A 14,561-nucleotide genomic window follows, 5' to 3' on the forward strand; every position below is an offset into this window, starting at 1 on the left:
GCGTTCTGTCAGACGAAACGCTCAGTCTGCGGTCATGAGGCTCTTCGCGAGGCTCTCCAGCAGGGGAATTGCATTCGCGCGCGCTTCTTCGTCGAACCGGGTGGCGAGACCGGAAACGGTGAGCGCTCCGGCAAGCTCGCCTGTGCTCTTGAAAACCGGTGTCGAGACAGAGGAGATGTTTGGATTGGTCTGCCCGACCGTGCTCACGGTTCCGTTCTTGTTGAAGTTGCCGAGATCGCCGACATCATCCCCTGAGAAGTGGCGCAGAACCAGCCCGGACGCACCGGTCGAGAGCTTCAGCCGCATGCCTTCCTCAACATGGAAGCGGAGGAGGTTTGGCGAGTTTTCCCTGTACAAACAAACACGTTCATTGCCGACGCGTACGTAGAACGACGCGGTTTCACCCGTTGCTTCGGCCAGTATCCTGAGCGAAGGGGCAACATGTTCCCGTTTGGTGAAGTCGCGCCGGAAGATCAGCCCGAGACGCCAGACACTCGGCCCGACACTGTAGCGGCCGTCATCGTCGCGCTGAATAAAACCGTAGATCTGCATGGAGTTGGTCAGACGCAGGATCGTGCTCTTGTGCAGACCTGTCTCCTCGGCGATTTCCGCGAGGGTCATGACCGGTTTCTGTGTCGAGAAAGAGCTCAGGATCGAGAGTGCCCTTTCGACGGATTCAGTACGATTGGTTGCCATTTGCGTTCTGTCAGGTGAAACGGTGCGAGAAGCACCTTGCTGCAATCCCCCTTGACTGTCTAGCGTTACACCAACTGAGGAGAGGCAAAGTGCGCACCCATCCGATCGCAAATTCATCATTTCAGGCGGCAGACTATCAGGCCATTCTGGGCGACAGATACCGGAGCCTGCCGTATTCCCTGCGGCTTCTGGCCGAAAACGCGGCGCGCCACTCGAGCGAAGGGGTGGCGGCACTCGACGTGCTCGCACGCAATGGCGAAGCTGTCCCCTTCCGGCCGGCAAGACTGCTGCTGCATGACATGCTGGGCATCCCGGCGCTGATCGACATCATGGCGATGCGCAACCTGCTCGAGGAACAGGGTGGCGATCCGCTCAGCGTTGACATGAGCCTGCCCGTCGATCTCGTGATCGATCACTCCATGTCGATCAATCATTGGGCGGACAGGTTCGCGTTGCAAAAGAACATGGACCGCGAATTCGAGGTCAACCGCGAGCGCTTCGCCTTCCTGAAAGCCTGTGAAACCCGGTTCCCGCGCCTGCGCGTCATGCCGCCTGGCGGCGGCATCTGCCACCAGGTGAACCTTGAATATCTCGGGCAAACCGTTTTGCCCTCGAATGAAGACCCGGGTCTCCTTATTCCCGATTCCTGCCTGGGAACCGACAGCCACACGCCGATGATCAACGCGCTCGGCATCATGGGATGGGGCGTCGGTGGACTGGAAGCTGAGGCCGTTTTGTTCGGCGAGACCACGCCCGTCAATGTTCCGCGTGTCATTGGTCTTGAAATCAGCGGTGCTCCGTCGGACGAGATCATGGCAACCGACATTGCACTGGTGATCGCGGAACAACTGCGTGCGCTCGGTGTCGTCGACACGTTCGTCGAACTCTTCGGTCCCGGATATGGCTCACTCAGCGTTGCGGATCGCGCGACGATTGCCAACATGGCGCCGGAATACGGGTCCACGATGGTGTTCTGTCCGGTCGATGAACGCACGACGGCATACCTGCGCGACACGGGACGCGCCGAGGCGGCAGGCACCACGGAAATATACTGCAAGGCGCAGGACCTTTGGGTCGCAGACGCTGATCCTGCAATCGAGTATGACGAGGTTGTCCGGCTTGATCTCAGCAGCATCGGCCGGTCGGTGTCCGGACCCTCGCGTCCCGAACAGCGTATCGATCTGGCAAATGCCAGCGACCGGTTGAAGCTGGAGGGCGAAACAGTGCGCCGCGTCAGCGTGCCGGACAAAGACCACGATATCGGCGACGGCGACGTGATCATCGCTGCGATCACAAGCTGCACCAACACGGCCAATCCGCGCAACATGGTCACGGCGGCCCTGATGGCGCGCAATGCTGTTGCCCGTGGCCTGGAGGTTCCGCCTCATGTGAAGACGTCTCTCGCGCCAGGTTCAAGGGTCGTTGCCGGATATCTCGAAAAGAGCGGGCTGCAGACTTCTCTTGATGCGCTCGGATTTGAAGTGGCTGCTTTTTCCTGTTCAACCTGCAACGGCATGTCGGGTCCCTTGGACCCCGCGCATGAGGCCGCGATCAAACACAACGATATCAAGGGCATCGCGGTTCTGTCGGGCAACAGGAACTTCGCCGGACGTATTCATCCGCTCGCGTCCCGCAACATGATTGCTTCGCCGCCGCTTGTGGTTGCCTATGCACTGATGGGAACGATCCTCAAGGACATTACATCGGAGCCCCTCGGCACCGACAAGGACGGCAACCCGGTGATGCTGTCGGATCTCTGGCCCAATGCGAATGAAGTGACGGACATCGTCAAGACTTTCGTGACGCCGGAGGAGTTCAGCACGAATTATGCGGCGATCAGCGATGTGAACACGCACTGGAACGCTCTTGAAGCCGGGCATGGAACCTATGAGTGGGTGGCTTCGAGCTATATCTCGTTTCCGCCGTTCGTGCGCGAGATTGACAGCAAGACACCGCCCCTGAGCAACCTGAAGGGATTGCGGCCGCTGGTCATACTCGGTGACAGCGTCACCACGGACCATATATCGCCGTCCGGCATCATCACGCCGGAATCGGAAGCGGGACAGTTCCTGCAGAAACTGGGCGTATCGCCGCGCGATTTCAATTCCTTCGGCACGCGGCGGGGCTGTTCCGATGTCGTGGTGCGCTCGACCTATGCCAATTACAGGCTTCGCAACGAGATGACGCCGGACAAGGAAGGCTCCTGGACCCGGATTGAACCGGAAGGGGAAGTCACCTCGATCTACAAGGCGATCGAGACCTATCTCGACCGGGGCCAGAAACTCGTGGTGATCGGCGGCAAGGAATATGGCTGCGGCTCATCGCGCGACACGGCGGCCAAGGCACCATGGCTCGCCGGGGTCCGGGCCGTGATCGTGGAAAGCTTCGAGCGCATCCACAGGTCCAATCTGGTCAATATGGGGATTGCTCCGCTCTGTTTCCCGAAAGGTGTCACGCGGCATACGCTCGGGCTGGACGGCAGCGAGACCTATGACATCGACTTCGATGGGGACCTGACAGGCGCGATGCTGACGGTGCATCGCAAGGACGGCAGCTACGACATGACACCCCTGGATCTGCGTCTTTACAATGACGGTGAGCGCGCGACTTTCGCCGAAGGTGGCCTCCTGCCGCGCGCGTTCCGCAACTTCCTTCAAGGAGCAGCCTGATGCCAAACCGCTTGCGTGCCGCCTTCTATCGTGGAGGAACATCCAAGGCGGTTGTCTTCAACGGCGCGGACCTGCCGGAAGGAAGGGGCGCGCGCGACCGGATCTTCCTGCATGTGCTTGGCAGCCCCGACGCCTATGGCCGTCAGTTGAACGGGATGGGCGGCGGACTGTCGTCGCTGTCAAAGGTCGTGATCGTCAAGCCGTCTGATCGTGACGACGCGGATGTCGACTACACGTTCGTGCAGATCGCCGTCGATGAGTCGCTCGCCGATTATGGATCGGCTTGCGGCAACATGGCGAGCTGTGTCGGACCCTTCGCCGTTGATGACGGCATGATCGACCTGGCGCCGGGACAGACCGATGCGCTTGTGCGGATCTATGACACCAACACCAACCGCATCTATCACAGCCGGTTTCCGGTCGAGGGCGGCAAGGCCGTTGAAGAGGGTTATGTTTCCATACCGGGCGTATCCGGAACCGGAGCGCCGATCGTGCTTGAATTCCTGGCTCCAGGCGGCGCGGCCACGGGAAAGCTCCTGCCGACAGGCAACGCGGTCGATGCGTTGACGGTCGAAGGGCTCGGCACGGTCAGGGCCTCTCTTGTCGATGCGGCCAATCCCGTTGTCTACGTCAGAGCGTCCGATCTCGGCAAGACGGCAACGGAACAGCCGGGGGACCTCGACGGTGACGTGGACCTGATGACACGCATCGAGGCTGTCCGCCGGGCGGGAGCGATCGCCATGGGTATGGCGGCAACGCCTGATGATGTGAAACGCTCCAATCCGAAGGTGGCCATGCTCGGACCGGCCTCACGTTTCAGGTCGCTTGACGGGGCAGGCCACGACACGGCGACCCACGACCTCAATGTGCGTCTTGTGTCCATGGGGAATTTCCACCGGGCCATCACGCTGACCGGCGGGATGTGCACGGCGGTCGCGGCGCAGGTGCCAGGTTCCCTGGTGCAGGAAATCGCCGGGATCGACGGCAAGGATCTTCGTGTCGGGACCCCGTCGGGTGTTCTGACGGTCACAGCCGATGTTCGTATAGGTGCCGACGGACCTGAGGCGCTGAGCGCCGGGACGTTCCGCACGCAGCGGCGCATGATGGAGGGAGCGGTGCTTTACCCCTCCAAGTTGCTCGAGGAGACGTCATGAGTCATTCAGTAACATTTCATCCGACCTGCGACCTCAACGATGCCCATCCGGACAAGGTGCGGCTTGTACAATTGCCGTTCCGGGACTTCGGCAGGCGGCGGGCGTTTGCGGGCAAGATCAGGACAGCGGTGATGGTGGAGGACACAAAACTGGTCCAGGAAGAGCTGTTCTCGGCCAAGGGCGATGGTGGTGTCATCGTACTGGACGGCGGCGGCTCGGTGCGAACAGCCCTTTTGGGCGACAGGATGGCCGAACGGCTCATCAACAACGGCTGGGCCGGGATCGTGATCAACGGAGCTGTCCGCGACGCGCAAATGCTGGCCGGTCTCGATCTTGGCATCAAGGCACTTGGAACGAGTCCCGTCAGATCCGCCAAAGCCGGAACGGGTGCCATTGACGTGCCCGTTGCCTTCGGAAGCGTGCTCATCGAACCGGGTATGTTCATCTATTGCGATGCGGACGGGGTGATCGTCACCGATCAGCCACTCAATCTATAGCTTTTACGGCTGCACCATGGCGTTCAGCCAGGCGCGGATGAAGGTCCTGCGCTTGAGCTGATCCAGGTAGACCAGCAACCCCGGACCGAGCCGGATCGGCCGGAAAGCGGCTTCGCGCTGCAGAACCGCGGGGTCGATGGCCGGCAAACCCGTCCGTTCCTCTATGAGCTCCCTGTTTTCCGCCGACACCAGGAAGTCAATGAACTGGCCGGCCAAATCCGTGTCCCGGGCGGTCTTGGGGATCAGGACCGTGCGCAGCATCACGGTCGTGAAATCCTTGAACTGGAGAATGTCGAGATCGGGGTGGTCTTCCAGATGCTGGGCCGCGTAGCTGCCGAGGACATTGTAGGCCAGCGCCAGTTGTCCATCGGCGACATCCCCGATCATCTGGCTAGAACAGCAATAAAGCCGGGCGTTCAGTCGTCCCATGACTTCAGCCATGCGCCAGAGCGATTCAGATTGCCGGGAATCCTGCGTCGCGAAAAGATATCCGGCGCCGCTCTCCCGAATGTCGTAGGTGCCGACGCGGCCATTGAACCTGTCGGGGTTTTCCCTCAGTAGTGCGATCAACTCGTCCCGGTTGGTGGGTTGCGGCAGACCTTCAAAGGCTTCCCTGGAATAGACCAGAACGGCTGGTTCCTGCGTGAAGGCAAACAGCCGATCCCGCCATTTTGCCCAGGCGGGCAGGGACCCGGTCTCGGCAGAGACATGCCGCTCCGCAAAGCCGTCATTGACGAGCTTGGTCTGCAAGTCCATGGCGGAAGAAATTGCGATGTCGAATTCAGCACCTTCCTCAAACAGAGCCTTCATGAGTTCGCTGCTTGACGCCGTCACGTAACGTACCCGGATTGTCGGATTGCGCTCCTGAAAGGCATCGACAAGGGGGGAGAAGATGTCGAGATCCGCAGTTGAAATGATGTTCAGCGTTGCCGATGGATTGTCGACGTCAAACAGGCGTTCCTCTTCGGCGACAAACGCATGTGCCGTCGACGCCAGGGCGGTCAGCCCTGCGATCAGGCAGAGGGCAAGGTGATGGAAGCGCACGTTCCTCTCCCTTCCGGATTGTCTGTCAATGCCAGTGCTCCGCCATGCGCGCGCACGACCTCGTCCACGATCGTCAGGCCGAGGCCCGATCCGATGATATCCTTCACGTTGTCTCCCCGTCCGAAGCGCTGCGTCAGATGTTGCCGGTCGCCGTCACCAAGACCCCTGCCTTCATCAAGCACATCGACCTGAATTGTGGCCGCAGCTTCCGATATCTCGACCTTGATGCGGCTGTCCTCGGGTGAATACTTCACTGCGTTGTCGAGCAGATTGCGCAGGGCATTCTGCAGAAGGATCGGGTCTCCTTCGACGGAGCTTGTGGTGTCGGAGCCGGAACAGGTGATGCGGATGTCCTTCAGGTCCGCCGTCGGGCTGATTGACCGGATCACGTCCTGGGCGAGATCCTTCATGTTCAGTCTTTCCTTTTCCAGATTGTCGGAGCGCAGCGCCACCATGGCGTGGTCGAGGAGTTGGCCTGCGGAGCGCGAGCTCTCGTCCGCAGCACGGATGACTTCACGCAGGATCTGCTTGTTCTCCGGCTTGCGCACGCTGCGCATGGCGATTTCGGATTGAGTCCGTACCGTCGCGAGCGGCGTGCGGACGTGATGGGCGGCTTCCGCGATGAAGTCCTCCGTTCGCGCCAGGGACGCGCTCAAACGGGCCATGAAGGTGTTGAGGGACTGGAGCAAGGGAACAAGTTCGGTCGGTGCGGACGTTTCCACGGGACTGAGATCCTGCGGGCCGCGGCGCTCGACGGACTGGGCAAGCCGGTTCAGCGGGCGCATGGCGTTGTTGGTGGCAAACCAGCTGAGCGCGCCCGACAGCAGAAAGAAACCGACACCGGCGGCCGCCGCTGCGATGGAGATCTGCAGCGAAACGGCGGCAAGGCCCAGCCGCGTCTGGGCGACGAGAACCGTCAGGATCACAGTCTCGTCGCCAACGGTGAGGCGCCTTGGTAGTGCTGCAACGCGGACTTCGTCACTCTTGTAGACCGTGGTGGAAAAGACCGCTGCACCGACTTCTGAGGCGGCAGGCGGCATTGGCAGGTCATCGTAACCGGTCACGGTCAGGTCGTCCGCCGTGACACGGTAGAACACCCGTTCCTCGGCGATTGACCCAAGCATGGAAAGGGCGGAATAGGGAACGTCCACCAGGATCTGGCCGCGTTCGGCCCGGGCCGCTTCCGAGATAGCCGTGGCGGAGGCAATGAGAATGTTGTCCTGGGTCGTCTCGGCGGCCTGCTGCGCCAGCGCGCGGACTGTGAAGTAAAGCGCGACGGAGAGAATTGCCGCGACCAGAAGAAGCTGAAGCAGAAGGCGTCTGCGAAGAGAACCACGCGCGTGGACGGTCGTCATGTGGCGGTCATCCGGTAGCCGACACCGCGCACGGTCTCTATCCTGACGCGGCCTCCCTGCAGTTTCTTGCGCACCCGGCCGACATAGACCTCGATCGCGTTTTCAGAAACGTCTTCGTCATAAGAAAAAAGCCGGTCGACCAGATGCGACTTTGAAAAGATCATGTCGGGTGCGGAAAAGAAAACCTCCAGCAGGCGCAGTTCGCGGTTCCTGAGATCTGATACCTCTCCCGCGACCGCGACGGTGCCTGCCAGAGGATCGAACACCACGTCCTCGAATGTCTTCTGATTGCGGGCCGCGCCCTGGCGGCGCCTGAGCACGGCGCGGCACCTGGCTTCCAGTTCGGAAAAGTCGAACGGCTTCGTGATGTAGTCGTCGGCACCTAGATCGAGCATACGAACCCGGTCCGAGACTTCCGAGCGCGCGGTCAGGACGATCACGGGCGTGTCGTTGTCGCCCGTGCGGTGTGTTTCAAGAAAGGTTCTGCCGTCGCCGTCGGGCAGCATGATATCGAGCAGAATCAGTTCGTATCCCGTGCTGGCCAAACAGTGCGCAGCGGTCTCCAGATCCGGCGCGTGATCGACCACATGCCCGTCCAGACTCAACCGATCGACAATGGCCTTTGCCAGTTTTTCGTTGTCCTCAATCAGCAGGAAGCGCATGTTTTCAGCCGTTTGCCAATGTTTTTGATGACGTGACAGGTTCCTGTCAGCTTTCCCACTTCTTTTGTGGTTTGCAAGAGGCTCGTGAAGCCTCTGCGTGTCTGGGAGGATATTATGACACTTATGAAGATGACCCGCCGGGTCGTTCTTGCGGCTGCTGCCGCGTCTCTTTCATTCGCAACACCGACCTTTGCTGACGAAGCCGTCGACAGCATTCACTTCCTGATCCCGGGTGGTGCCGGCGGCGGTTGGGACGGAACCGCGCGCGGAACGGGCGAAGCCCTGACCAAAGCCGGTCTTGTCGGATCCGCATCCTATGAAAACATGTCCGGTGGCGGTGGCGGCAAGGCCATCGGTTACCTGATCGAAAACGCCGACAGCAACCACGGCACGCTCATGGTCAACTCGACCCCGATCGTGATCCGTTCGCTGACAGGTGTGTTCCCGCAGAACTTCCGTGATCTGACCCTGGTTGCCGGCACGATCGGTGACTACGCAGCGCTTGTGGTGCCTGCTGACAGCGACATTCAGGATGTCAATGGTCTGATCGAAGCCTTCAAGGCAGATCCGGCAGGAACTGCTGTCGGCGGCGGTTCTGTTCCGGGCGGCATGGACCACCTCGTTGCCGCAATGGTTTTCCAGGCGGCTGGTGCTGATCCGGTTGCGCTGAAATACGTGCCTTATGATGGCGGTGGCAAGACGATGGCCGGCCTGCTTTCAGGCGAAGTCCAGGCTGTTTCCACCGGCTTCTCCGAGGCCGTTGAACTGGCGAAGGCCGGTGAAGTCCGCATCATCGGCGTGACCTCGCCTGAGCGCGTGGACGCCTATGCCGATGCACCGACCATGGTCGAGCAGGGCAATGACACGACCTTTGTCAACTGGCGCGGTTTCTTTGCTGCACCGGGCCTTCCAGCTGACAAGCTGGCTGCTTATCAGGGCGCGATCGCCAAGATGTACGACACCCCGGAGTGGGAAGAAGTGCGTGCACGCAACGGCTGGGTCAACATCCACAACCCGGGCGATGATTTCCGCACTTTCCTGGAACAGCAGGAACAGACGATTGGCGATCTTATGAAGCAGCTCGGCTTCCTCTAAGTCCCGGTTCACACCGATAAGACGATATGCGCGTCCGGGTTCGCCCGGACGCGTCAACCAATCACAAAATCCTGGGGGGGAACGATGGCGCTCGACCGCTGGCTGGCCCTAGTCATCCTGCTGATCTGTCTGGCCTATGGCTATGCAGCCTATTTCACCATGGACGCGCTGCTGCCGCCGATCATGAAGCGCAGTCCGATCTGGCCATCGAGCTTTCCGAAGGTTCTGGTGATCGGGGGGATCCTGCTGTCCCTGTCCGTTTTGCTGGGACTTGAGAAATCTCCCGAAAAGAAAGATGCAGCGGATATCAACCTGTCGCGTCTGCATGAATACAAGGTCGGCCAGGCAGTGCTCTTGCTCGCCCTGATGGTTGCCTATGCGCTGCTGCTGAGACCCCTTGGTTTTCTCGCTGCCACATTCCTGTTCCTGACAGTTGGCAGCTTTATCCTTGGAGAGCGACGCTACATCACAATGGGGCTTGTTGCCGCCATCGCGGCGGGGACGGTCTGGTACCTGGTGGATGTGGTACTCGGGATCTTCCTGAGTCCTTTCCCATTTTTCGTGAGCGGGGGCTGAGATGCTTGAAGGACTTCTGACCGGCCTCTCCACGGCCTTCACGTTTACAAACATCATGATGGTTGTCGGAGGTTGTCTGATCGGCACCTTCATCGGCATGCTGCCGGGCCTCGGTCCAATGTCGATCATCGCCATCATGATCCCGGTCGCGATCACGATCGGCGATCCGTCCGCCGCCCTGATCCTGCTGGCGGGTGTCTATTACGGTGCGGTTTTCGGCGGATCGACATCCTCTATCCTGATCAACGCACCGGGTGTTGCCTCCACCGTTGCAACGTCCTTCGACGGCTATCCGCTGGCGCGCAAGGGGCAGGCGGGCAAGGCCCTGACAGTTGCAGCCATTTCATCCTTTGCCGGCGGCACGATCGGCGCGGTCTTGCTCATGGTGTTTGCGCCTGCGCTTGCTTCCGTCGCGCTGTTGTTCCATTCATCCGAATATTTCGCGCTCATGGTTGTCGGCCTGTCGGCGATCGCCGCTTTTGCTGGAACCGGACAGGTGGGCAAGGCCCTGCTGATGACGTTCCTCGGCCTGATGATGGCAACGGTCGGGGAGGGCGTGCTCTTCAATGCGCCACGCTTCACCATGGGCGTCATGGACCTGCAGTCGGGCTTCGGCTTCATCACGCTGGCCATGGCCATGTTCGCGCTGCCGGAGGCCATCTTTCTGGTGCTTGACCCGAACCGCTCCAAGACCGGGGACGGCAGTGATAGCGGCAAGATCAAGAATCTGCGTATTACTGGCGAAGAAGCCCGCAGCATTACGCCGGTCATCGGGCGCCAATCGCTGCAGGGGTTCTTCATCGGTGTCCTGCCGGGTGCCGGTGCCACAATCGCGTCGTTCCTGGGCTATGCCGTTGAGCGCAACATCGCCTCAAAGGAAGAGCAGGAGCAGTTCGGCAAGGGCTCGGTCAAGGGCATCGCGGCGCCGGAAAGCGCCAACAATGCCGCCTGTACCGGATCTTTCGTGCCGCTTCTGACCCTCGGCATTCCAGGCTCCGGCACCACGGCAATCCTGTTGGGGGCCCTGATCGCGCTCAATGTCAGCCCGGGCCCGCGCCTGATGGTGGACGAACCGCAGATCTTCTGGGCCGTGATCATCTCCATGTATCTCGGCAACCTGGTTCTGCTGATCCTGAACCTGCCGTTGATCCCCTATATCGCAAAAGTTCTTGCAGTTCCGCGCAATTACCTGATCCCGTTCATCCTGTTCTTCACCTTGATGGGTGCGTATATCGGGCAGAACAACGCGACGGAACTTCTGATCCTTGTCGGGTTCGGGATCTGTGCGACGCTGTTCCGGTTTGCCGACTATCCGCTTGCACCGCTGCTGATCGGGTTCATTCTCGGGCCGTTGCTTGAAAACAACTTCTCCCGCGCGATGCAGCTCTATGACGGTGTTGGTTTCGTCTGGGAACGCCCGATGACGCTGGGACTGCTGATCCTCGCAGTTGTCCTGGTGGTTCTGCCGGGATACCGGGCCAGGCGCGCCCGGCTTCGCGCCGAAGGCGTTGCCGACGGGGATTGATTGACGGCCGGAACAAGGAACGCGCCAGGTGTCGAAACCGCTTGAAGGGATCAGGGTCCTTGACCTGACCAATGTGCTTGCCGGCCCCTTTTGCTGCCACCACCTGGCGCATCTGGGGGCGGACGTGATCAAGGTCGAGGCCGCCGGCCGCGGTGATTTGGCGCGCAAGCTCGGGGCAGACCCGGAGCTGAATGACAAGGGGATGGGTGTCTCGTTTCTCGCCCAGAATGCCGGCAAGAAATCGGTCACGGTCAACCTCAAGCATCCGAAGGGGAAGGCACTCTTTCTCAGGCTGATCAAGACAGCCGACGTCCTGGTGGAGAATTTCCGCCCTGGTGTCATGGACCGGCTCGGCGTCGGCTACGAGACGCTGAAACAGGAAAACCCGCAGCTCATCTATTGCGCCATATCCGGGTTCGGCCAGGACGGACCCTGGGTGCATCGTCCGGCCTATGACCAGATCATCCAGGGTGCGTCCGGGGTCATGTCAATCACCGGTGACAGTGACAGCGCACCGCTCAGGGTCGGCTACCCGGTTGCGGACACGGTCGGCGGGATCACGGCAGCGTTTGCCATTTCTGCGGCACTGAACGCCTCGCCAAGAGGCAGTTTCATCGATGTGTCAATGCTGGAGGCCGTTCTGGCAACGATGGGCTGGGTGGTGTCGAACTATCTCAACGCGGGCGTCGAACCGGCTGCCAACGGCAACGAGAATGTCACTTCCGCACCCTCCGGCGCGTTCGAGGCCGGCAACGGCCTGCTCAACATTGCCGCGAACAAGGACGAGCAGTGGGTGCTGCTGACGGATCACCTGGGTTTGAGCGAATTGCGTGAGCAGCCCGACTATGCGACCCGGGAAGACCGGAAACGGAACAGGTTGGCGCTCAAGGCGGACCTGGAAACTGTCTTGAAAACCCGGCCGGCGCGTGACTGGGCCAAGGAACTCAACTGCATCGGCGTGCCCTCGGGTGCCGTTCTGACGGTTCCAGAAGTGCTTGAGATGCCGCAGGTTGCTGATCGGGGCTTCCTGGGCACCTACGAGAATGTCCCCGGTGTCGGGCGCGACATCACGGTCACACGAACCGGGATCAAGCTCGATGGCAAGGCTCCGGAAGTCGACAACCCACCACCCCTGCTCGGCGAGCACAATGACGAAATCTGGCGCGACCTCGGCATTTCCGAAGAAGAGCTGGTCGCGTTGCAGAAAGACGGTGCGTTATGAGTTCATCGGGCAAGGACGTCTCCGACTGGTGGTCGACGGAGATCATCGACATGGTGCCGGGCCAGATCCGGTTTCGCGGCCATCCGATCGAAGAGCTGATCGGCAATGTTTCGTTTCCCCAAATGATCTGGCTGATGACACGCGGCAACCTCCCGGATGCCGGGCAGGCAAGGCTGCTCGAGTGTGCGCTGGTGGCGGCGGTTGACCACGGGCCGCAAGCGCCGTCGATCGCTGCCGCGCGCATGGCGGTCACGTGTGGGCTCGGCCTGAACGGCGCCATGGCGTCGGCCGTCAACATGCTCGACGATGTGCATGGCGGCGCCGGTGAGCAAGCCGTGGAACTCTACTGTTCGATCGACGAGGCGGCTGAAGGCGGGCTCACGCTTGAAGACGCGGCCGCACAGGAAATCGACCGCTGGCAGGCGGAGCGGAGCCGGTATGTTCCCGGGTTCGGGCACCGGTTCCACAAGCCCGAAGACCCGCGCGCGCCGAGGCTGCTTGGGCTTATCAATGCGGCTGCCGAGGAGGGGACGGTAAGCGGACGGTTCGCCGCCATCGGGAGAGCCGTTCAGGAGATTCTCAATAGCCGGAAAGGCAATCCGGTCCCGATGAACATCGACGGAGCGACCGCGGTTGTCTATGCGGAGCTCGGGTTTGCGCCACAGCTCGCCCGCGGTCTGTTCTGCCTGTCCCGCTCGGTCGGCGTGCTTGCCCATGCCTGGGAACAGATGCAACAGGGCGGACGGAACAAGGGACCGACACCTCCTGCCTATCGCTGGACCTACACGGGGCCGAACCCGATCGAGGACCGGGACTGACATCAGAAGACTGAAAACCAGCGCTTTGCCTAAGGCGTTTCACCGCGCCCTATGCCGCGATCGGACATGCATATCGCCTGCGTCGGCTAAGACTTCCTTGCGACGCCTGCATGTGGCGCCGGTCCCAGGGTGTTCCTGCGGCAGATCGTGGTCGGGAGTTCCACGCTTTCGGGACGTTCGCCGTTGATTGCACTCATGAGCGCACGCGCCGCACATTGACCCATGCGTCGATGGGGAACGTGAACGGTCGTCAGCGGCACCGGTGCAACGCTGGCCAGCTCAATGTCGTCGAAGCCTGTGATCGAGACATCGCCCGGAATGCTCATGTTCAAGGCGGTGGCAGCGCGGAGTGCGCCGACCGCAAGAACATCGTTGCCGCACATGACGGCGGTCGGACGAACCTCCCGCGACATGAGGCTGCGAAAGGCCATATCGCCCTTTTCAATCGAATACTGCGTTTCCTGGACGATCAGATCCGACGGGTCCAGACCTGCCGCGGCCATGGCATCGCGGATACCGCTGACGCGGTCACGTGCCCGGTCATTGGCGGTGGTGTCGGCCGAAACACAGCCGATGACGGTATGGCCGTTCTGCAAGACCAGATCGGCGAGCGAGCGCATGGCGAGACGGTTGTCGAAGCCGACCGACAGATGCCGTTTTTCCGGATTGGACGCCCAGGTCAGCACCGTGGGTATGTTGCGTTTTGCCAGATAATTGTAGATTTGCGGATTGCGCTGATAGCCGATCAGAAGCAGGGCATCCGCGCCCCGGACCGTCAACGTTTTTATCTGTTCTTCCTCAAGATCCTGCCGGTAGGAGGAAGAGGCGACGAGTAGTGTACAGCCGTTTTGCTGCAACTCTTCCTGGAAGGCCTGAATGCCACGGGCGAAGATTGCGTTTTCCATGGTGGGAATGATCGCACCGATCGTATTGGTGCGTCCCGCCGCAAGCGCGCGCGCGCTGTAATTCGGCGAATATCCCAACTGATCGACCGCATCCATGACGATCTTCAGTGTCTTCTTGGTGACCCTGTCCGGCGTGTTGAGACACCTGGACACCGTCGCCGTCGAGACACCTGCTGTTGCGGCAACATCAGCGAGCGTCGGAACTTCCCCGGTCAGTGAATTCGAGACTTCTTCCATCGGTCCAGTTGAGCGTTGAAACGCGACACGTGTCAAAGGTTCGGACTCCCTTACATGCATTTTCATTTTCAGAGAACGCTTTTTTCTGCTTGCAAATAAAAATGTA

The 14,561-nt window shown here is 60.7% G+C and carries 13 protein-coding genes; 8 read left to right on the forward strand and 5 right to left on the reverse strand.

The genetic code is table 11. From position 1 onward, the window contains the following. Positions 1-21: 21 nt before the first annotated feature. Positions 22-696 carry an IclR family transcriptional regulator gene (locus RDA78_RS15750; RefSeq protein WP_434050773.1) on the reverse strand — a complete coding sequence of 225 codons (675 nt, stop codon included), beginning with the start codon at positions 694-696 and terminating at the stop codon, positions 22-24. A gap of 89 nt (positions 697-785) precedes the next feature. Here RDA78_RS15750 and acnA point away from each other — a divergent pair, with 89 nt between their 5' ends. From acnA to rraA, 3 genes are read left to right on the forward strand one after another with little or no spacing between them, the layout of a single operon-like run. Then, a complete protein-coding gene (gene acnA, locus RDA78_RS15755; RefSeq protein WP_434050774.1) occupies positions 786-3,365 on the forward strand; it encodes an aconitate hydratase AcnA in 2,580 nt (859 codons plus the stop codon). Next, positions 3,365-4,519, forward strand: coding sequence for a PrpF domain-containing protein (locus RDA78_RS15760; protein ID WP_434050775.1), 1,155 nt, complete (start codon positions 3,365-3,367; stop codon positions 4,517-4,519). Before acnA ends, RDA78_RS15760 begins: the two co-directional genes overlap by 1 nt. Continuing rightward, complete coding sequence (rraA, locus tag RDA78_RS15765) at positions 4,516-5,016, forward strand: ribonuclease E activity regulator RraA (protein ID WP_434050776.1); 501 nt, start codon at positions 4,516-4,518, stop codon at positions 5,014-5,016. The genes RDA78_RS15760 and rraA overlap by 4 nt, the downstream gene beginning before the upstream one ends. 3 nt (positions 5,017-5,019) lie before the next feature. Here the strand turns inward: rraA and RDA78_RS15770 are convergent, their stop codons facing one another. Genes RDA78_RS15770 through RDA78_RS15780 form a run of 3 tightly spaced genes read right to left on the reverse strand, consistent with a single transcriptional unit; the run spans position 5,020 to position 8,077 of the window. Further along, positions 5,020-6,060 carry an ABC transporter substrate-binding protein gene (locus RDA78_RS15770; protein ID WP_434050777.1) on the reverse strand — a complete coding sequence of 347 codons (1,041 nt, stop codon included), beginning with the start codon at positions 6,058-6,060 and terminating at the stop codon, positions 5,020-5,022. After that, positions 6,030-7,415, reverse strand: a complete 1,386-nt coding sequence (locus tag RDA78_RS15775) for a sensor histidine kinase (protein ID WP_434050778.1) — start codon at positions 7,413-7,415, stop codon at positions 6,030-6,032. Before RDA78_RS15775 ends, RDA78_RS15770 begins: the two co-directional genes overlap by 31 nt. Then, positions 7,412-8,077, reverse strand: a complete 666-nt coding sequence (locus RDA78_RS15780) for a response regulator transcription factor (RefSeq protein WP_434050779.1) — start codon at positions 8,075-8,077, stop codon at positions 7,412-7,414. The genes RDA78_RS15775 and RDA78_RS15780 overlap by 4 nt, the downstream gene beginning before the upstream one ends. Before the next feature lie 114 nt (positions 8,078-8,191). Here RDA78_RS15780 and RDA78_RS15785 point away from each other — a divergent pair, with 114 nt between their 5' ends. The 5 genes from RDA78_RS15785 to RDA78_RS15805 all read left to right on the forward strand — a co-directional run bounded on the left by RDA78_RS15785 (position 8,192) and on the right by RDA78_RS15805 (position 13,313). After that, positions 8,192-9,172, forward strand: a complete 981-nt coding sequence (locus RDA78_RS15785) for a tripartite tricarboxylate transporter substrate binding protein (RefSeq protein ID WP_434050780.1) — start codon at positions 8,192-8,194, stop codon at positions 9,170-9,172. A gap of 84 nt (positions 9,173-9,256) precedes the next feature. Next, positions 9,257-9,748, forward strand: a complete 492-nt coding sequence (locus tag RDA78_RS15790; protein WP_420333363.1) for a tripartite tricarboxylate transporter TctB family protein — start codon at positions 9,257-9,259, stop codon at positions 9,746-9,748. Between the two features lies 1 nt (position 9,749). Next, a complete protein-coding gene (locus RDA78_RS15795) occupies positions 9,750-11,273 on the forward strand; it encodes a tripartite tricarboxylate transporter permease (protein WP_434050781.1) in 1,524 nt (507 codons plus the stop codon). 28 nt (positions 11,274-11,301) lie between these two features. After that, positions 11,302-12,495, forward strand: a complete 1,194-nt coding sequence (locus RDA78_RS15800) for a CaiB/BaiF CoA transferase family protein (protein WP_434050782.1) — start codon at positions 11,302-11,304, stop codon at positions 12,493-12,495. Next, positions 12,492-13,313, forward strand: a complete 822-nt coding sequence (locus RDA78_RS15805) for a citryl-CoA lyase (RefSeq protein ID WP_434050783.1) — start codon at positions 12,492-12,494, stop codon at positions 13,311-13,313. Before RDA78_RS15800 ends, RDA78_RS15805 begins: the two co-directional genes overlap by 4 nt. An 86-nt stretch (positions 13,314-13,399) precedes the next feature. On the opposite strand, the gene RDA78_RS15810 is transcribed toward RDA78_RS15805, so the two are convergent. Continuing rightward, positions 13,400-14,491 carry a LacI family DNA-binding transcriptional regulator gene (locus tag RDA78_RS15810; protein ID WP_434050784.1) on the reverse strand — a complete coding sequence of 364 codons (1,092 nt, stop codon included), beginning with the start codon at positions 14,489-14,491 and terminating at the stop codon, positions 13,400-13,402. Between the last annotated feature and the right edge of the window lie 70 nt (positions 14,492-14,561).

This window comes from Roseibium sp., from assembly GCF_051016195.1.
GTDB lineage: Bacteria > Pseudomonadota > Alphaproteobacteria > Rhizobiales > Stappiaceae > Roseibium.

Coding starts and splice junctions, on each gene's coding strand:
- RDA78_RS15790 (WP_420333363.1), top strand. CDS start 9,257: ATGGCGCTCGACCGCTGGCTGGCCCTAGTCATCCTGCTGATCTGTCTG.
- rraA (WP_434050776.1), top strand. CDS start 4,516: ATGAGTCATTCAGTAACATTTCATCCGACCTGCGACCTCAACGATGCC.
- RDA78_RS15750 (WP_434050773.1), bottom strand. CDS start 696: ATGGCAACCAATCGTACTGAATCCGTCGAAAGGGCACTCTCGATCCTG.
- RDA78_RS15760 (WP_434050775.1), top strand. CDS start 3,365: ATGCCAAACCGCTTGCGTGCCGCCTTCTATCGTGGAGGAACATCCAAG.
- RDA78_RS15775 (WP_434050778.1), bottom strand. CDS start 7,415: ATGACGACCGTCCACGCGCGTGGTTCTCTTCGCAGACGCCTTCTGCTT.
- RDA78_RS15785 (WP_434050780.1), top strand. CDS start 8,192: ATGACACTTATGAAGATGACCCGCCGGGTCGTTCTTGCGGCTGCTGCC.
- RDA78_RS15795 (WP_434050781.1), top strand. CDS start 9,750: ATGCTTGAAGGACTTCTGACCGGCCTCTCCACGGCCTTCACGTTTACA.
- RDA78_RS15780 (WP_434050779.1), bottom strand. CDS start 8,077: ATGCGCTTCCTGCTGATTGAGGACAACGAAAAACTGGCAAAGGCCATT.
- RDA78_RS15805 (WP_434050783.1), top strand. CDS start 12,492: ATGAGTTCATCGGGCAAGGACGTCTCCGACTGGTGGTCGACGGAGATC.